Raw genomic sequence first — 19,280 nt, forward strand, 5'->3', positions numbered from 1 at the left:
TGCAAAAGGTGTGAAATACAGCCATGAAGAGATAGAAAAAACACTCTCTTCAACAGATTTTTCTGTTATGGCAAAAGGGTTTGAAATGGCTACAGAGGAAATTAAAGCCTCTGGTGGAAAGATTCCTGAAAGTTTGCAGAAAGCAATTTCACAGGCAGTGGAAAAACTGAATAATTTAGGACCGGCTGGCAAAAAGTCACTTGCTTGGAGTTTGTCAGAAATGATGCAGGGAATGGAAGAAAAAATTCCAGAGTTTAAAGGTACTGCATCTATGACGTCTGATGAAATTATAAAAACCTTTGCTACATATTTAAAAGATAGTGGGGCACTTGGTGATGTTGGAACAGAGGCAATTGAACAGCTGATTCAAGGAATTGATGAAGTGGACACACAGACCACTCCGGCACAAAAAGCAAGAGATGCTATTGACTCTACAACAAATCAACTTGAAACCGGTGAAGATTTCATCCGGGCAGCGGCAGGAAACAGTGCAGGTGCAATTACACGAGGATTTACAGAAACAGATTATTCCGGAGCAGTGTTTGCGGCGGCAAAAGCGTGCGGAATGACAGTAGAGGAAGTGCTTGCGCATCAGGAAGAACTGTATATGGCGGCATTAACAGTTGCTCAGTCTGGCGCAACTGGATTTACGGCGGCAGACATGCCGGCAGTGTTTGGCTCAAATGCATCTGCCGCCGCATCGGCAGCGAATACATATTTGTTAAGCAGTGCGGAATCTATGCAGTTGTCAGCATCAGCCCTTGGAAATGCAGCAAATACCGGGATTGTTGCCGGAAATATGCCAGGAACATTTTCAACTCAATCACAAAGCGCAGTATCAGGACTTGTAAATAGCTTGAACAGTGGAGCAGGTAGCGCTTCATCGGCAGCATCAGCTCTTGGAAATGCGGCGAAATCTGGTCTTGGAAATATGTCTGTTGCTGGAAACTATCAGACCGCAGCGACATCAGCAACACAAAATTTTGCAAGGACATTATCTGCAGGGCAGGGAAATGCAAAATCATCAGCATCCGCACTTGGAAACTCTGCAAAAAATTCCTTAAAAGGAACGAACATTCCGAGTAATTTTACTCAGCAGGCAAAAACAGCGACAAATCAGTTTGCGGCTGGAATCCGGAATGGAACAAATAGTGCTTCATCGGCAGCAAGAGGACTTGGAACAGCAGCGACAAAAGGCTTAAGTAGTGTTAATGTAGCAAGTTCTGCAAAGACACAAGGAAGCAATTTAGCATCTAATTTCGTATCAGGAATTAATAGTGGAAAAGGTTCAGCGGATTCCGCAGCGGCATCGCTTGGAAGAACAGCGGTTTCGGGCTTATCAAGTAATTCTGGTGGCAGTTATTCGATTGGAGTAAATTTCTCAAATGGCTTTGCGAATGGTATTCGTGCTGGTAGTTATGGAGTTGCCAGTGCAGCGGCATCCGTAGCAGCAGCTGCAGCTAATGCGGCAAAGGCAAACTTACAAATTCATTCTCCATCACGAGTGGGCGGCTGGATTGGTAAGATGTTTGATTACGGTATCAGTGGAGGAATGGAAGATAATACTTCTGTTGTAACACAGGCTGCGGAAATGGTAACCGATGCCATGCAGGTGGATGTAAAGTCTCTGCTTGGAATGATGAGAGGAGCAGTAAGTGAAACAGTTTCCAGAATCACGACAAACAAAATGCTTGAAAGAGCGCCACAGGCTTACGGATATGCAGCTTCTCAAAATACAGAAGTGAAACAGGAAATTAATTTCTATCAGCCAGTTCAGTCTCCGGTAGAGATGAGCCGTGCACTTAGAAAAGAAGCAAGGAGGTTGGCATTAACTTGAACAGGATAGAGTTTCGTTTTTCAAAAGGAGAAGAGACGCTTGTGTTGGATGAACCGGACTTTGGTGTAACAGAATATTCCGGAATTGAAGCAACAGATTATGAACTGGAAAAAAGCGTAAATTCGAACTTTATTGGAGAACGGTTAAAACGAAAAAAAGTTCTTTCAAGACCGATTGCTATTTCTGCGGATTATCTCGGAAATGAAGATAAATCTGATAAGCGTCAGGAGTTAATCCGTTTTTTTAGTCCGTTCTCTTCCGGAACCTTAACAGTGAATCATCTTGGTGTAGAAAGAGAAATTGAATACGAAGTAGAGAGTTTTCATTTTACAAGCCAGAATATTTATGATGTTCTTGAATTTGAAATAGAACTTTCCTGTATGGATCCAATGTTCCAGGACATTGTGCAGACTGGTGAGGCAATTTCTACATGGGTAAAAGGGTGGGCGTGGAAATTCACGCTCCCTTTTAAACTCAAAGAGAGAGGAGAACCTAAAAAGAACGTCTTTAATTCCGGACATACAGAAGCACCTCTTGAAATTTATTTTCACGGACCGGCAGTTAATCCTAAGATTACGAATTTGTCTACAGGAGAATTTATCCGAATTAAGAGGGAACTGACTTCAGATGATATTTTGTATATCAATACTGCTTTTGGACAGAAGAAAGTTGAAATTATAAGAAGTGGAGTAAGCACAGATGCATTTGATTACATTGATCTGCAGTCTGTATTTTTCTCCTTGCAAGTAGGTGATAACATGCTTGAATATACGTCTGAAAACGGTTTAGACCCTCAGTCCGTGGAAGTACGATATAAAAACAGATATATAGGAGTGTAAAATGGAATATTATGGATTTTTTAATGGGGGTACGGAATATGGTCAGGAAGAATTTAACCGGTATTTTGATAATATCTACGAATCCGGAATTGCAGTAAATTCAGATGGTTCTATGCAGTATCCGATTACAATCTCTTCCGGAAAAGTGACAGTAGGAAAAGGGTTTGCTATTTTGAAGGGTTTTTATCATTATAATGATTCGCCAAAAGAGTTCCAACTTTCTCCGGATGCAAATTATCCAAAAATTTACAGAGTGATATTACAATTAAATGTATCACAATCATCTGTAAAGCTGCTTGTAAGAGCAGGAGGTGCATCTAGTGCACCAAATACACCAGCGCTTACAAGAACAGAAACTATTTACGAATTGTCGCTTGGACAGTATAGAGTTGCTAAAAACGGAGGAATTACGCTTTATAGAGATGAGAGGTCGAATAATCTTGTATGCGGTGCAATTCGACCGAAAACTTTAACTGCTTATAATGCCGCAATGAAAGAAAATCAGCGTCTGTTTGACGAGTGGTTTAAACAACAGCAAGGAACAGGATGGCGAAACATCTATACACAGAGCACAACACCATCAGGGGCGGTGAGTGGAAGTATATGGATAAACGAATTAACGTAAGATTTTTTGATAAAAACTTGAAATTTATCGGTGAACTAGATGCTTATGAGGGTTTGGAATTTATTACACGCTGGACGAAATACGGAACATTTCAGATTTTTGTCTATAAAATTACTGAGCAAATGAAAATAGGCAATTATATTATGTTAGATAATGACAGACGAAAAAGCGGAATCATTAAAAGAATTGAATGCTCGGATGATGATAACAATGTAACTGCAACAATCAGCGGCTATACATTGTTACATTTGTTAACACAACGTATTACATACCCGCCGAGTGCTCCGGCAATGTCACATTATCGTTTTCATGATAGAGCAGAAACAATAATTTGCAACTTAGTAAAACTAAACGCAACAAATGCGGCAGTTGCAAACAGAAATATTCCGTATTTGCGAGTGAAAGAATCAAAAAGAAGAGGCGATGTTGTTTATTTCCAAACCCGATATGACAATTTAGACGAGGCAATAACGACACTATGCGAAGCTTCAGGTTTAGGTGTGAGCATTTCTTTAATACCAGAAGAACAAGAACTTTTGTTTGAAGTTTTAGAAGGTGTAGATCGCTCAGCAAATCAAACGAAACGTCCGCCGATGATTTTTAATGTCGACTATGACAATGTTTCGAATCGTGAATTTATTTCCGATATCACAGAGTATAAAAATACTGCAATTGTGGCAGGACAGGGCGAAGGTGTCAATCGTCGAATTCGTTACGTCGGAAATGAAAATTCCGGCATGAATCGCTATGAACTTTTTGTAGATGCACGAGATATTGAAGATGATACAGCACTTCCGGATAGAGGTAAATCTAAGCTTGCAGAGTGTGCATGTAGCGACACATACTCTTCCGAGGTAGATGCTGCACAGTATAAAACAAAATGGGATTTAGGAGATATAGTTGTTACAATTGACCGTGAATATGCTGTAAACATAAACGAAAGAATTGTTGAAATAACAGAAATGTTTGATGAAAACGGCTATGCCATTTCGCCTACTTTTGGAACAACACAAAAAACAATTTTAGAAAAAATCTCAGGTTCTATGATGGGCTTTGCGGAAAGTAAACAAGGTGAAAAAGGCGAAGATGGAAAAACACCTCAGCTAATGATAAACGCAGACGGACATTTAATTGCAATTTATGAAGATTAGAAGATTAAAGGAGCAAATAATGAGTACAGTTGATTTAGGTAAAGTAATTGGTCCACAAGGACCGCAAGGAGCACAGGGTCCACAGGGACCTCAAGGAAAACAGGGGCTAAAAGGTGACCCAGGAGAGCCGTTTAAAATCGCTAAAATTTACAAAAGTGTATCAGCCATGAACGCTGGATATTCTACAGATGGAGTAAGTGTAGGAAGTTTTGTCATGATTGATACCGGAAGTGTAAATGATGTAGATACCGGTAAATTATATTGCAAAAGTTCAAGTGCCTATACTTATATCGTTGACTTATCTGGTGCACAAGGTATTCAGGGACCGAAAGGTGATAAAGGAGACCAAGGCATTCAGGGACCACAGGGTATTCAGGGTGTAAAAGGTGACAAAGGCGATACTGGTGCGACTGGACCACAGGGACCGAAAGGTGATAAAGGTGAACAGGGTGTTCAGGGACCGGCAGGAAGTACAGAAAGTTATATTCGTTTTGAGAAGATTTTTACCTCTACAGAGGGACAGACTTCTTTTTCTTGGACAGATTATCAGTTTCCGTTAAAAAGAAATGCTCTGGAAGTATATGTTAATGGTGTACGACAGGATGGAACGACATTTACTGAAAACTCAGACGGAAAGGGAATTAAGTTAAAAGCGGGACTTCCGGCAGGGTATAAAGTACATATCTCCGGTTTCCAGATGGTAGTTGACTTACAAGGACCAAAAGGTGACAAGGGTGATAAAGGTGATACCGGTGCAACCGGAGCGACAGGTGCAAAGGGGGCAACAGGTGCAACCGGAGCTAAGGGCGCAGATGGCGCAACATGGTTAACTGGAACGGCTGCTCCAACTACATCGCAGGGAAAAGACGGAGATTTCTTCTTAAATACATCGAATTTTGATGTGTATAAAAGAGCCTCTGGTGCATGGTCGAAGACCGGCAATATCAAAGGAGCAACAGGAGCTACCGGAGCGACAGGTGCAAAGGGTGATACTGGTGCGCAGGGACCGATTGGAGCGCAGGGACCGCAGGGGGCACAAGGTGCAAAAGGTGTGAGCATGCGCTTAAAAGGCGCATGGGCATCTGGAACCGCTTATGTCAATGATGGAACGTATATTGATATTGTAACTTACAACGGCAGTACCTACGCTTGTGCAAAAGGTCATACTGCTTCTTCCAGTATTGTTCCGACAAATACTACATACTGGATTCAAATTGCGGCAAAAGGTGTAACCGGAAATACTGGAGCGACAGGCGCAAAAGGAGATACAGGCGCAAAAGGTTCGGCTGGTGTCAGTATGAGACTGAAAAATACATGGGCATCTGGGACAGCTTATGTGAATGATACATCTTATATTGATATCGTTACATACAATGGCAATACTTATGCCTGCATCAAGAGCCACACAGCTTCTTCTAGCATTACCCCAGCAAATGCTACGTATTGGCTCAAAATCGCTTCAAAAGGCGATACAGGGGCTAAAGGAGATAAAGGTGATAAGGGCGATACAGGAGCAAAAGGTGCGACTGGAGAAAAAGGCGCAACTGGTGCAAAGGGTGATAAAGGTGATAGCCCGACGTTTCAGATTGATTCAAATGGGCATTTAATTGCAATTTATCCGTAAAATGGAGGTAAAAAATGGCAAGCACAGTTGATTTAGGTAAAGTAGTTGGAGTGACTGGACCGAAAGGAGATACTGGACCAAAAGGAGCAACAGGACCGGCTGGTCCTAAAGGCGCAGATGGAACAAAAATTTATACACAAACATCTGCTCCAGTCAGAGTCGCAACTGGAACTGTTTGGATTAATATATAGTAGGAGGCAAAAGAATGGCAATTAAGAAAGCGATTTTTAAAATTTTCAATGGAAGTACATGGGATGAATATCATCACAAAACAGATTCAGCGCAGGTGGCACATACAAACTCAGATAATTCTGCAACAACAGCGGAAGCGATTTTTAACGGAACAACAGCAAAAGCAACATTAGCAAGCGGAAACACAGGAGATATCACACTTAGAAAGCATGGTAATATTGTGGTTGCGCTAGGAAGATTAAAAACAAGTGCAACAGCGGCAGGTGCAACACTTGCAACAATTCCGGCGGGTTATCGCCCGAATCGCTATGTGCGTCTCCTTGCTCCTCGATATGATTTGCGTTACGGAAACATCGGAATTAATACAGATGGAGTAGTAGCTCTTGTAAATGACACACAATTATCAGAGGCTAACAAAGAATATTATATTAATCTTTGCTGGGTATTAGCATAGGAGGTGGCACAATGCAACCAGAGATTGTAGTTGCTGTCTGCTCCTTGCTTGGCACGCTTGCAGGGTCTCTTGCGGGGATTATGACAGCAAATAAATTGACAATTTATCGAATCGAGCAATTGGAAGAAAAGGTAAAAAAACACAACAATTTGATTGAGCGCATGGTAGTAGTGGAACAGTCTACACGCTCTGCTCATCACAGAATTGATAGCTTGGAAGAATTAGAAAGAGAGGTTCAGAATGGACATTAACTTTTTGCTAGAATATATTAATTTACCAATTTTAGGAATTTGTCTGATGGTTGGCTATGTATTGAAAACAGCTTTTGTTAAATTTCCTAATAAATATATTCCGCTTGCCGCATTGACACTTGGAACAATTATTGCAATTGTAGTTAATGTGAAATCTGGAATTAATATAGATGTAGTCCTTGGAGGTATGATTTCAGGGCTTGCATCGACAGGGTTATATGAAATGTTAAGAAATTTATTGAATAAAGATGAAAAGGTTGGATAAAAATATGAAAATTAATGTACACGCAGGACACAACTTTAAAGTTCCAGGCGCAAGCGGAATCTTTAGCGAAACGGTAGAGGATAGAAAAGTAAAAGATTTAGTGATTACAAAGCTTAGAGCGCTCGGACACACAGTCTACGATTGCACGGACGAAACTGCAACAACTGTGCGTGGCAATTTAGAAGCGATTGTTGCAAAATGCAATGCTCACAGCGTAGATTTAGATGTGAGTATTCATTTCAATGCATTTAACAGCTCAGCAAATGGAACAGAAGTGTGTATTTACAGTGAAAATTCTGCATCAAAAAGCACGGCGCAGAAAATTGCGAATGAAATCGAAAAGCTCGGCTACACAAAGCGAAATGGTGGAATCTCTATCCGTAACGGTTTGTATGTGTTGAGGCACACAAATGCGCCAGCACTGCTTGTTGAGTGCTGTTTTTGCGACAATAAAAAAGATGCTGCACTTTACAGTGCTGAGAAAATGGCAAATGCAATCGTAAAAGGTATCACAGGGCAGACTGTAAAAGCATCAACTAACGCATCGGCAAATACAACAACTAAGGAGGAAAAGTATATGTTTAGTCCAGCAACCTGCAAAGTCGGAGATTCTAGCACTAGTGTATTGCTCTTGCAGGAAATTCTGAAAGCGAGAGGATATTATTCCGGAAAGCTTGACAGAAAATTTGAAAAAGAATTAATGACAGCGGTTAACAAGTATCAGATTGAGCGCATGAAGCAAGGTAAAAAACTTGGCAATGGAAAAGGTGACGGCATCTGTGGACAGGACATGTGGCATGACTTGATTGCAATTTGAGTTAAGCTTCTGCTTAGACTAATCTTAGACTACAAAGTCGAGTTTCTACCTATTTAAATAGACGTTTTCAAATAAATTTTTGAGTGAATTGTCTGACAATAGTTGCCAGCATAAAAATTCTGTCAATATGCTGGCAACTAAAAATTGTATCATCTCCGTGTTGCATTTCGTGTTGCATAGTGTTATATTTTAACATAAATAATCATGTTAAAACGGAATTGAAAATCATGAAAATACTGTATTTACGGTACTTTTACGGCTTTCAAATAATTAGTTAAATTTAAACAATATCGCTGTTATGGGTTCGAATCCCTCATCCCCTGCTTTAAAAGTACTGTATTTACAGTACTTTTTTTATTTCGTGTTGCATTTCGTGTTGCATAGTAAAAAAACAGTATTATTATGCAAATTGTATGTGAAATTAGAAAAATTCACATAAAGTTTGTAGAACTTAAAGTATTATATAGTGCATAAAGTTTTGGTATAATAGAACCACGACGTGCAGTTGCAAAACGATCGCAAAATCCTTTGCAACTGCACGTTTTTTTGTTTTTATATATTTTTTGTAGAGAATTGAACGAGAGAAAGGAATTAAAATTATGCCAAAAACAAAGTTTCAGGAAGTAGTATTTACAATTATGATGGTGTTCGTTATGGTTTATGCAATGATTATCTATAACATTGCGCTTAACAAAGGTGGAATGACAAATGAAGTCTTTTTACTTGCTTTTCATGAATTAGTGATTATGGGACCAATTGCGTTTATTTTAGACTTCTTCTTATTTGGATTTTTATCAAAAAAAATTGCATTTGGATTTGTAACACCGGGAAAAGATGCGCAGATTATGATTGTGCTTGCAATTTCAGCGGTAACAGTATGCCTGATGTGTCCAAGCATGAGCCTTGCAGCTACGTTATTGTTTAAACATGCCGGGAAAGATATAATTGCGGTATGGGCAGAAACGACTGCATTAAACTTCCCAATGGCACTCTGCTGGCAGATTTTCTTTGCAGGTCCGTTGGTAAGAAAAATTTTCAGAATGATGTTTAAAGAAGCTTAAGTAAAGAAAAAAAGTAAAGAAAAAGAAAAGGATGTCAGTGTAAATATGGCATCCTTTTGTGGTATACTAAGGGTGTTTGAACGCAGATAAGCATTCCCCCGCTTCAAGTGCGCAGAGCACTAAGCGGCGGGTGAGGGGGATGCTTCTGTCAGTGGGAGCTTTCAACTCCCACTGACAGATCGCAAAGCGACTGCGTTCATGAGCAAGTAGCGAAGCGGATTGCGAATGTCCGCTTTACTGCAGATAAACATTCGAGGATGGCAAAAAATCAAAAGGGTTGCTTTACTATTTCTGATACGCTAGTTATTACAAATTTCTTAACTTTTATTTAGGTTTCGTTAATTTTACCAATAAAGGAAAATTTGTGTTATAATGTACAAGTGTCGAATTTGGATGGAAAAGAAAAGTAGTAGTTGCAGGAGTAGTAGATAATGAAAGATACAACAAAAAAGAATAAAAATCAGCAGCCGTTTCGTTCAGAAGCCCGAAGAAGAAAAGTGGAAGCTGCAAAAAAGCGGGCAATGGAAAAACAAAAGCAGGCACAGCAACATGCTGGTGAAAATCCTGAAATAGAAAAACAGATTGATTCTGCAATGGAAAAAATCATTCAGGAAACAATAGGGGAGGAAATTTCCAAGGAAGAGGCGGTAAGGGAAGCTGTTTCAGCGAAGGAAGAAGCCGGAAAAGAAGAAAACGCAAAACAAGAAGACGAAAACGTAAACCAAGAAAACGTAAAACAAGAGGAAATTTCAAAAGAGGAAATTTCAAAAGAGGAAATTTCAAAAGAGGAAGTTTCAAAAGAAGAAATTCCAAAAGAAGAAGTACCTGTAGAAAAAGAAGAACAGGAAGAAAGCGTTCTCAAGGAAGATGAATATGTTAAAGAAGAACCATCTTCAGAAGAGTCATTTATAGAAGAAGCCGTGGCTTCCTCTATAGCAGTTGAACCAATACCGGTAACAGCAGAACAGATAGTAGATTCCGAAATTTCTGATGAGACAGGTAACGCAAAAAAGAAACTGAAACCTTCGATGATTGCAGGTGCAGCAGTAGCTATTTTGGTTGTGGGATATGCAGCAGGAGCGCTTTATTATACCAATCATTTGTTTGCAGGCAGTAAAATCAATGGAATGGACTGTGCCAATATGACGGAGAAAAAAGCAGATGCGGCATTGAAAAAACAGGTTGAGTCTTACGAAATTGAATTGGATTTCAGAAATAATGAAAGCAGAACGATTTCAGGCAGTGATATCGGATATCAGTATATAGGCAGTGGAGATGTAAAAGATGTAATGAAAAAACAAAATCCGCTGTTATGGGTAAGTGGTCTGTTTTCAAAGAAAAATTATAATGTTGAGATTGATGCAAATTTTGACAAAACTGCGCTTAAAGCGCAGTTAGATGGTCTGGATTGCCTGCAGGAGGCAAATATGGAGGCACCGGCAGATGCACAGATTGCGTTTGTGGACAATCAGTTTGTGATTCAGGATGAGACACAGGGAACAACCATTGACGAAGGAACGCTGCTTACGGCATTAGAAGAAGCTGTTTGTACAAGTCAGACAAAGCTGTCAGTGGAAAAAACAGGAGCTTATGCAAAACCGAGTGTGACAAAAGATGATGAAACATTGATTCATCAAAAAGATATCTGGAACAGTTGTGCAACTGCAACCATTACATATACATTTGGTGATGAGCAGGAAGTATTAGACGGTATGCAGATTAAGGACTGGTTAAGCTATGATGAAGAGGGAAATTATGTAGAAAATAAAGAGGCAGTCATGGCACATATCAAAGAATATGTTTTAGACTTGGCGACAAGACGAAACACGATGGGACGTGACCGTACAATTACAAGTACGATGACCGGAGAGCCTGTGACAGTCAGTGGCGGAAGCTATGGATTTCGAATTGACCAGAGCGAAGAGGCAGAGCAGATTTATGAAAATATTGTGAATCATGATGTGGTAACAAGAGAGCCGGCTTATGCATCAAGAGCTGCTATTTATAGTATGACAGGTGATGATATTGGAAATACTTATGTGGAAGTTGACCTTGGAAATCAGCATTTATGGTATTACAAAGAAGGAACGCTTATCATGGATACTGATTTTGTTTCTGGAACCTACACAATTTCCGATAGAAGAACTCCATCTGGAACTTATTCTTTGATGTATAAGCAAAAAGACCAGGTATTAAGAGGTACGAGAAGGTCAGATGGCACTTATGAATATGAATCACCTGTAAAATACTGGATGCCGTTTAATGGAGGAATTGGATTCCATGATGCCAGTTGGAGATATTCCTTTGGCGGAAGTATTTTTATGTACAGCGGTTCTCATGGATGTGTCAACCTTCCGAGCAGTATGGCATCAGAACTTTATGAAAATATTGAAGCTGGATGCCCGATATTATGTTTTTATTAAAGTGAAATTTTAAATTTGGTAAAAAATAGAAGGAGGCAGAACGGACGAAACTCTTTAAATTTTAGTTTCATTCGTTTTGCTTCTTTTTTGGTAAGCTGGTAAAATAGGATAAATCTTATAGAAAAAAATGGAGAAACGAGCAGATTGAAAGATAAAACAGGCAAAACAGCAGAACGTTTAAAATCAAAAAAACTATATTTGTTGGATATGGATGGAACGATTTATAATGAAAATGAAATTTTTGATGGAACACTTGAATTTTTAGAGGAAATCAGACAAAGAGGAGCACAGTATATTTTTATTACAAATAATTCTTCAAAATCGGTGAAAGACTATGTAAAAAAAGTTAATGACATGGGGATTTTTGCGGACGAAGAAAATTTTTATACATCGAGTCAGGCGACAGCAGCCTATATTAAAGAAAATTATCCGGGACAGATTGTCTATTGTATGGGAACACAGTCTTTAGTGGAAGAACTTCGGAGTGCAGGAATTGAAGTGGTAACAGAAGCAGATGACAGAGCAAGTATTGTCTTAATTGGGTTTGACACGGAGAATACGTCAGAAAAAATAAGAAATACCTGCATTATGTTAGGAAAAGAGGTGGCATATCTGGCAACGAACCCGGATTTAGTTTGTCCGGTTAGTTTTGGGTATATTCCAGATTGTGGTTCTATGAGCATTATGCTAAAAAATGCGACGGGAAAAGAACCGTTTTTTATTGGAAAACCAGAGCCGATTATGGTAAACTGTGTATTGAAAAAGCTGGGTGTCGATAAGGAGGATGCAGTGATTGTCGGTGACCGGCTTTATACGGATATCAAAACCGGAATTAATGCAAAGATAGATACCATTTGTGTCTTATCAGGAGAGGCAGAAATGAAAGATATTTTGGAAGGTGAGATAAAACCAGACTATATCTTTGACAGTGTAAAAGAAATTTATGAAGGACTGATAGAATAAAAATATAAAACGGTTGGAGATAAGTTTCTGGCTGTTTTTTAGGAGAAACTGAAATGTTTGAAAACAGAGCAAAGCCACTGCTTGAATGGTACAAAAAAGAGAAACGGAGCCTACCCTGGAGAGAAGATGCGACTCCTTATCATATCTGGGTATCGGAAATTATGCTTCAGCAGACAAGAGTAGAAGCAGTAAAGAGATACTATGCGCGATTCTTAGAAAAACTTCCTACAATAGAAGCACTTGCAGAGTGTGAAGAAGAAATACTTTTGAAGTTGTGGGAAGGACTGGGATATTATAATCGGGTCAAAAATATGCAGAAAGCAGCAAAAGTCATTGTAGAAAAGTATGACGGAGAAATGCCTTCTGATTACGATAAAATTCTGGAGTTGCCTGGAATTGGAAGTTATACGGCAGGAGCAATTGCGTCGATTGCATTTGGAGTCAGAAAGCCTGCCGTAGATGGAAATGTGCTAAGGGTTCTGGCAAGGCAGGAAGAGTGGGAAAAAGATATTGCAAAGACGTCAACGAAAAAAGAAGCTGAGTATATTTTAGAAGAACAGATGCCGGAAAATGATGTCGGTGAATTCAATCAGAGTCTAATGGAACTTGGAGCAACCGTCTGTCTGCCCAATGGGATGCCAAAATGTGAAAAATGTCCGATTTTAAACTGTTGTAAATCAAAAAAACATGGTACAATTGAACAATATCCGAAGAAGAGTGGAAAAGTAAAACGGAGAATTGAAAAAAAGACAGTACTGTTGATTCAGAAGCAAGAATATTTTGCAGTTAGAAAACGTCCGGATGAGGGACTTTTGGCAGGGTTATATGAGTTTCCGAACCAGGAGGGATTTCTGTCTGAAAAAGAAGTGCTTTTTTTTGTAGAAAAACAGAATCTGGTCCCCATTCAGATTAAGAAAATTGAAAATGCAAAGCACATTTTTTCACATGTGGAATGGCAGATGCAGGGATACTTTATTTTAGTAGAAGATACAGAGCTAAAAAAAAGCAAAGATTTTATTTTTATTGATAAAGAAGAAGCATCTGAAAACTATCCGATGCCATCTGCATTCTCGGTATATAAAAAATATATGGATAAAAAATTAGAATGAAAATACAGCAAATGCCAGATGAAGGATGAAAGGAGTTTATTATGAAATTACTGTCAATAGCAGTTCCGTGTTATAATTCACAGGATTATATGAGAAATTGTGTTGATTCATTATTAAAGGGAGGAGAACTTGTCGAGATTTTGATTGTTAATGATGGTTCAAAAGACGATACTGCAAAGATTGCAGATGAATATGCCGAAAAGTATCCGACCATTGTAAGAGTCATTCATCAGGAAAATGGAGGACATGGAGAAGCCGTTAATACAGGAATCCGCAATGCAACAGGATTTTATTTTAAAGTAGTAGACAGTGATGACTGGGTCAACGAAGAAGCCTTTGAGGCAATTTTGAAAAAACTGCAGGAATTGATTGCAGGTCCGCAGACTCTGGATATGATGATTAGCAATTTTGTGTATGAAAAACAGGGCGTAAAACGAAAGAAAATCATGCGTTATCGTAAATATCTTCCTCAGAATCGTATTTTTACATGGGATGAAGTGTCGAATATGCCGGTCGGAAAATATATCTTAATGCATTCTGTTATTTATCGTACAGAATTATTAAGAGAGTGTGGACTGGAACTTCCAAAACATACATTTTATGTAGATAACCTGTTTGTGTATCAGCCATTAATGTCCGTAAAAACAATGTATTATATGGATGAAAATTTCTATCGTTATTTTATTGGACGTGAAGACCAGTCAGTACATGAGGACGTCATGATTCGCAGGATTGACCAGCAGTTGTTAGTGAATCGTCTGATGGTAGATACCATTGCCGGAAAGAAAATTTCAAATAAACATTTAAGACAGTATATGTTGAGATATCTGGATATCATTACGACTGTTTCTTCTGTTATGCTGATTCGTTCAGGCACAGAAGAAAACCTGAACAAAAAGAAAGATTTATGGAAATATATTAAAAATGCAGATATAAATATTTATAGTAAATTAAGACTTGGAATCTTAGGAAGGGCAGTCAATCTTCCGGGAGCAGGTGGAAGAAATATTATTATTGCGGTATATCACGTAGCACAAAAATTTTACGGATTTAATTAGATTTAAAATTAGATTTTTAATTAAAAGAAAAAGCAAGAGAGTTGTAAATGATACAGTTCTCTTGCTTATTTTTGTTTGTCATTATTTTAAAAAAATCTGTTCCGGCTGTTTCTGACGGACAGGATGTGGTTTATAGAACATCTGGTAAGCAACGATATTCAGCGCAAATGCAGAAAATACATCAATTAACGTATGTTGTTTTAAGAACACAGTTGCCAGTATAATTAAAACGGATAAGACAAATGTAACTATTTTTACCGTACGTGGATGTTTAAAGGAGTTATGTCTGCAAATTGCGATACAGCAGGCAACTGAGTTAAACACGTGAATACTTGGTAAAATATTAGTTGGTGTATCAATCCGGTACAGATGCCGTACCAAACTGATAAAAAATCCATCTCCGGTTAAGTGTGGTCTTAAATCCTGACCATTTGGATAAAAATAGGAAACAACTAAAAACAATGTCATTCCGAGTCCTAATGTAAAGATAAGCTGGTAATATTCCTGCTTATTTTTATTGATGAAAGCAAAATAACCAACGGTTAATGCAATATAAAGAAACCACATTAGATAAGGAATAATAAAATACTCACAGAAAGGAATCATGTCATCTAATTTTAAATGAATGATATGAGCTTTTACATTGCGCTGTTCGAGATATTGAAAAGCCCATAAATAAAAAATGCCATATACAGGTACAATCCAAACATGCTGGTATTTTTTTAATAGCTTCATGAAATTCACCTCTTCTCCAAGTATTAAGTATTGACATTATAGCATAGTCAAATTCCAATAACAATGGGGTTCATGTTAAATTTAGAAAACATTTACACATCATTCATTTTTGGGAATGAAGCTGTCGAAAATGAAGGAATCGAAGCGTTTTTTAGAAGCTTCAAATGTTTCCGGAGAGCGCAAAGTCCATGCAAAAACCGGTGTTTTATAAAGACATTTATTTAAAGTAAAGCTTAAGTTTTTATAGTCTTTATAGGAATAAGCGATAAAATCAGGTCTGCCAATGCAATTAATTAACAAATGTTTTACAAGAAAACTTAATAAAAATCCACCTTCTGCCACAGGATTGGTCAGATTGGAAGAAAGCTGTCCGCGGACAACCTCTGGTCTGTGACGACGATACCACAATAAGGCAAGTGAATTAAAGGATTCGATGCAGTAGCTTCCATGATATTCTTGTAATAGCTGATCCACGAGAGCGCAAGGGTATGTATGGAAAGAATGTAATTTGATTTCGACTAAAAGTGGAACCTGACCATTTACCAGTTTTAAGACATCACTTAAAAGAGGAATGGTTTCCCTGGTATTCTGAAGGCAGAGCTCCTGTAATTCTGCATAAGTTTTGGTTTCAAGCGGAATATCAATTCCACACATCCGGCCAAGGGAATAATCATGAAAAACAACAATCCGGTTATCTTTTGTAACCTGTACATCAAGTTCAATCCCGTATCCTTTTTCAATGGCACGTGAAAATGCCGGCATAGAATTTTCAGGGATTCCCAATTTTGGATTAAATAATCCACGATGGGCAAAGAGCTGATGGGCAAAACGCTTGGTTTGTTCTTTTCTGGTAAAACGTGGCATAATACAGTAAAAATAAAGTGCCGGACAAAGAACAAGAAACAGTAAAATTAAAAACAGTACTTTCATATGAATTTCCTTCTTTCTTGTCAAATTAAAGGCTTCTGTCTTCTCACTTATTGTAGCAGTTTCTTATTGAGAGAACAAGTGAAACATGATATAATTGACAGAGATAAAAATTAGGAGGAAACTATCATGGAAAATGAATACATCAAATTTACAATCGGCGAGAAAAAAGACATTGCGTTAATTGCCCATGATAATGAAAAACCAAAGTTAATTGAATGGTGTAAAGAAAACTATGATATTTTGAAAAAACATAATCTTTACGGAACCGGAACAACTGCAAGATTGATTGCGGATAAAACGGGGCTTACGATTAAAGGCTATAACAGTGGTCCGCTTGGCGGAGACCAGCAGATTGGGGCAAAAATTGTAGAGGGCGTCATTAATTTTGTTGTATTCTTTTCAGACCCGCTTACTGCACAGCCACATGACCCGGATGTAAAAGCATTGATGAGAATTTCTCAGGTTTATGATATTCCGATGGCGGTCAGCAAGGCAACCGCAGATTTTATGATTCACTCTGAATTTATGGATAAAGAATATGTACATGAAGTGATTAATTTTAAAAAAAATATCCAGGAACGTGCAGAATCTATGTAATCGGTGTATCTGAAGTTTCGATTTGAATAAATATAAAAATGGATGTCGGTTTTCCGGCATCCATTTTTGTTGAGAAATAGTAAAGCGGACATTCGTAATCCGCTTTGCTGCGTTCAAGTTAAATAAAATTATCGTGTTGTAATCCAGGTTGAATACCCGTCCAAGCGCAGTCTGCGTTCCATTTTAATTGCATTTTCTAATTGATGAAATGCCCCAACCTGTACTTTATAAAATCCATCTTCTTCAAGGATAAAAGCGGGATAACCCATATCCTGTAATTCATAGAGCTGATTATCGGCATTTGCTTTTTGACGGAATTGTCCGGTCTGAACTCGATATAGAACAGAGGAAGAATGTTCCGGTTCTTCGGTCTTTGTTTCGTCAAGTGTGCCAAGAATAGCATAAGCAATTGCTTCGGCAATATCATCAAATTTTTCATCAAACAGGGCATTGTCTGAATCGTTATTAATAAAACCTGTTTCAATTAAAACTGCCGGCATACGGGTGCGTCTTAAAACAACAAGCCCAGGTCTGGCACTGACTCCTAAATCCTTAAATCCAAGCTCGCCAAGTGCACCATTAATATTTTTTGCAAGTTCCGATTTTGTTCCTGATAAATCATAGACGAGAGATTCTGCTCCGGAATACTGATTTGGCAGGGGACTGGAATTTCGATGAAAAGAAAGAAAAAAGTCAGCTCCATCTTCATTTGCAATCTGTGCTTTTTCAAAAGGGGTCTGATAAGTATCATCGGTTCGGGTGTAGACAACATCAACTCCATTTTCAGATAAAATCTTACCGACAGCCATAGCAAGATTCAGGTTGTCATTTTTTTCTTCTCTTCCTTTATAAACAGCTCCAGGGTCAACACTGCCACCGTGGCCTGCGTCAATTACAATCTTTGTTGCCAAAATGAAAACTCCTAAGAATTGCTTTCGATATTAGTATACGCAGAGGGATAGAAGGGGTTCATACCCGATACGCCTGACTGGTGCGGACAAACTTTACAATCAAAGGAATTACCATAAAACACCAGATAATCGGTTCGGCAATAATAATTCCCATATATCCAAGTACTGGTGCAAGTAAAAAGGCAATCAAAATTTTTCCGACCAGTTCAATTAAACTTGAAAAGACCGGAGTAATATGGTCGCCGATTGCCTGAAGTCCATTTCGTAAGATGGAAATTCCGGAAGATACAAAGTAAAACAGGGAATTTACTTTTAAGTATAAGGACGCAGGGGCTGTGACGGTAGTTTCTTTTGTTCCGGTAACCAGATAAATAAAAAATGGTGCACAGGTATAAGCGAGAAAAATAATAACAAGCACCCATAGCCAGCATAAAAGCAGTGACTGTCGGATTCCTGTTTTTACACGGTTAAACTGTCCTGCTCCAAAATTTTGACTGCAAAACGTAGACATAGTAATTCCCATAACAGAAATCGGTAAAAAGTTAAATTCCGTTACTTTTCTTGCAGCGGTATGGGCAACGATGATATCTGTTCCAAAAGTATTGATAGTGCACTGCAGGGCAAGAGTTCCAAAGAAAACCAGAGACATCATAAGTGCCATCGAAAAACCGGAGGAGTACAGTTTTTTCACCATTTTTGAATCAAGATGAAAATCTGCTTTTTCCAGATGGAAAATCGGATAGCGTTTCCACATATAAGTAAAACACAGCACAACCGAAACCATCTGGGATAAAATGGTGGCATAAGCCGCTCCACGGACTCCAAGATGAAAGACCAGAATAAAGGTTAAATCCAGTACAATGTTTAATAAAGAAGCACAGATTAAAAATAACAGCGGTGCAACGGTATCTCCAACTGCACGCAAAATTCCTGCGAGGGCATTATAAAGCATGGTAATCAACATTCCGATAAGCAGGATGCGGATATAAGCAGATGCAGAATCAAATAAATCCTGTGGCACATTCAAAAGATGCAGCAGAGGATTTAGGAAGAGTAAAGCAAGTGCCGTTAAAAGGATGGTTGTGATAAAACTTAATAAAAAAGTGCCGGCAGAAGCTTTTTTTAGCTGGTCAGTCTGTTTTGCACCAAAGCATTGGGCGACGATAATGGAAAATCCATTGGTCAGTCCCTGTAAAAAGCCAATTAATAAAGTAGTGATTGCCGTTGTCGCGCCGATTGCCGCAAGGGCTTCGTTTCCAAGGGTGCTTCCTACGATTCGAGTGTCTGCCAGACTGTAAAAAAGCTGAAAAATATTTCCAAGACAGACTGGAAGAGCAAACGAAAGCATTAAACGGGTCGGGTTGCCTTTTGTTAAATCTTTCATAGATAACTCCTTTTTTATAAAACTTCATAAATTATAACGCTTCTGGATGTCTGG

At 38.6% G+C, this 19,280-nt stretch carries 19 protein-coding genes and 1 pseudogene; 16 read left to right on the top strand and 4 right to left on the bottom strand.

The annotated features are described in order from the left end of the window. From ACYQ2D_RS16000 to ACYQ2D_RS16070, 15 genes and pseudogenes are all read left to right on the top strand, one after another. Positions 1-1,837: pseudogene (locus ACYQ2D_RS16000) on the top strand (hypothetical protein); the annotation flags it as partial. Continuing rightward, positions 1,834-2,676 (top strand): phage distal tail protein, encoded by an 843-nt coding sequence (locus ACYQ2D_RS16005; RefSeq protein ID WP_459786208.1) that lies wholly within the window; start codon positions 1,834-1,836, stop codon positions 2,674-2,676. The pseudogene ACYQ2D_RS16000 and the gene ACYQ2D_RS16005, both read left to right, overlap by 4 nt. A 1-nt stretch (position 2,677) precedes the next feature. Continuing rightward, positions 2,678-3,301: a hypothetical protein gene (locus ACYQ2D_RS16010; protein WP_459786210.1), complete on the top strand. Its 624-nt coding sequence runs from the start codon at positions 2,678-2,680 to the stop codon at positions 3,299-3,301. After that, positions 3,280-4,452 (top strand): siphovirus ReqiPepy6 Gp37-like family protein, encoded by a 1,173-nt coding sequence (locus ACYQ2D_RS16015; protein WP_459786211.1) that lies wholly within the window; start codon positions 3,280-3,282, stop codon positions 4,450-4,452. Before ACYQ2D_RS16010 ends, ACYQ2D_RS16015 begins: the two co-directional genes overlap by 22 nt. A 19-nt stretch (positions 4,453-4,471) precedes the next feature. After that, positions 4,472-6,076 carry a carbohydrate-binding protein gene (locus ACYQ2D_RS16020; RefSeq protein ID WP_459786213.1) on the top strand — a complete coding sequence of 535 codons (1,605 nt, stop codon included), beginning with the start codon at positions 4,472-4,474 and terminating at the stop codon, positions 6,074-6,076. A 14-nt stretch (positions 6,077-6,090) separates the two neighbouring features. Further along, on the top strand, positions 6,091-6,267 hold the full coding sequence (locus tag ACYQ2D_RS16025; RefSeq protein WP_459786215.1) for a hypothetical protein: 177 nt from the start codon (positions 6,091-6,093) through the stop codon (positions 6,265-6,267). 14 nt (positions 6,268-6,281) lie between these two features. Next, positions 6,282-6,722 carry a hypothetical protein gene (locus ACYQ2D_RS16030; RefSeq protein ID WP_459786216.1) on the top strand — a complete coding sequence of 147 codons (441 nt, stop codon included), beginning with the start codon at positions 6,282-6,284 and terminating at the stop codon, positions 6,720-6,722. 11 nt (positions 6,723-6,733) lie between these two features. Further along, on the top strand, positions 6,734-6,973 hold the full coding sequence (locus ACYQ2D_RS16035) for a hypothetical protein (protein ID WP_117456124.1): 240 nt from the start codon (positions 6,734-6,736) through the stop codon (positions 6,971-6,973). Then, positions 6,963-7,238 carry a phage holin family protein gene (locus ACYQ2D_RS16040; protein ID WP_117456122.1) on the top strand — a complete coding sequence of 92 codons (276 nt, stop codon included), beginning with the start codon at positions 6,963-6,965 and terminating at the stop codon, positions 7,236-7,238. The genes ACYQ2D_RS16035 and ACYQ2D_RS16040 overlap by 11 nt, the downstream gene beginning before the upstream one ends. Before the next feature lie 4 nt (positions 7,239-7,242). After that, the gene (locus ACYQ2D_RS16045; protein ID WP_459786217.1) at positions 7,243-8,055 is read left to right on the top strand and encodes an N-acetylmuramoyl-L-alanine amidase; all 813 of its coding nucleotides are present in this window, start codon (positions 7,243-7,245) and stop codon (positions 8,053-8,055) included. 599 nt (positions 8,056-8,654) lie between these two features. Further along, positions 8,655-9,116: a DUF2798 domain-containing protein gene (locus ACYQ2D_RS16050; protein WP_022303316.1), complete on the top strand. Its 462-nt coding sequence runs from the start codon at positions 8,655-8,657 to the stop codon at positions 9,114-9,116. Positions 9,117-9,547: 431 nt separating this feature from the next. Continuing rightward, positions 9,548-11,539 carry a L,D-transpeptidase family protein gene (locus ACYQ2D_RS16055; protein ID WP_459786218.1) on the top strand — a complete coding sequence of 664 codons (1,992 nt, stop codon included), beginning with the start codon at positions 9,548-9,550 and terminating at the stop codon, positions 11,537-11,539. Between the two features lie 144 nt (positions 11,540-11,683). Then, on the top strand, positions 11,684-12,502 hold the full coding sequence (locus ACYQ2D_RS16060; protein WP_459786219.1) for an HAD-IIA family hydrolase: 819 nt from the start codon (positions 11,684-11,686) through the stop codon (positions 12,500-12,502). A gap of 53 nt (positions 12,503-12,555) precedes the next feature. Further along, complete coding sequence (gene mutY, locus ACYQ2D_RS16065; protein WP_459786220.1) at positions 12,556-13,611, top strand: A/G-specific adenine glycosylase; 1,056 nt, start codon at positions 12,556-12,558, stop codon at positions 13,609-13,611. Between the two features lie 41 nt (positions 13,612-13,652). Beyond that, on the top strand, positions 13,653-14,669 hold the full coding sequence (locus ACYQ2D_RS16070) for a glycosyltransferase family 2 protein (RefSeq protein WP_117456109.1): 1,017 nt from the start codon (positions 13,653-13,655) through the stop codon (positions 14,667-14,669). Positions 14,670-14,750: 81 nt separating this feature from the next. Here ACYQ2D_RS16070 and ACYQ2D_RS16075 read toward each other — a convergent pair whose 3' ends face one another. Next, positions 14,751-15,404, bottom strand: a complete 654-nt coding sequence (locus ACYQ2D_RS16075) for a phosphatase PAP2 family protein (protein ID WP_022303311.1) — start codon at positions 15,402-15,404, stop codon at positions 14,751-14,753. Between the two features lie 99 nt (positions 15,405-15,503). Next, on the bottom strand, positions 15,504-16,334 hold the full coding sequence (locus ACYQ2D_RS16080; RefSeq protein ID WP_117456107.1) for a glycerophosphodiester phosphodiesterase family protein: 831 nt from the start codon (positions 16,332-16,334) through the stop codon (positions 15,504-15,506). 126 nt (positions 16,335-16,460) lie between these two features. On the opposite strand from ACYQ2D_RS16080, the gene ACYQ2D_RS16085 reads away from it, so the two are divergent. Beyond that, complete coding sequence (locus tag ACYQ2D_RS16085; RefSeq protein WP_022303309.1) at positions 16,461-16,931, top strand: methylglyoxal synthase; 471 nt, start codon at positions 16,461-16,463, stop codon at positions 16,929-16,931. 128 nt (positions 16,932-17,059) lie between these two features. Here the strand turns inward: ACYQ2D_RS16085 and ACYQ2D_RS16090 are convergent, their stop codons facing one another. Next, positions 17,060-17,842, bottom strand: a complete 783-nt coding sequence (locus ACYQ2D_RS16090) for an N-acetylmuramoyl-L-alanine amidase (protein WP_459786221.1) — start codon at positions 17,840-17,842, stop codon at positions 17,060-17,062. Positions 17,843-17,900: 58 nt separating this feature from the next. Beyond that, positions 17,901-19,226, bottom strand: a complete 1,326-nt coding sequence (locus ACYQ2D_RS16095; protein WP_459786222.1) for an MATE family efflux transporter — start codon at positions 19,224-19,226, stop codon at positions 17,901-17,903. Positions 19,227-19,280: the final 54 nt, after the last annotated feature.

Source organism: Blautia stercoris (assembly GCF_054657695.1).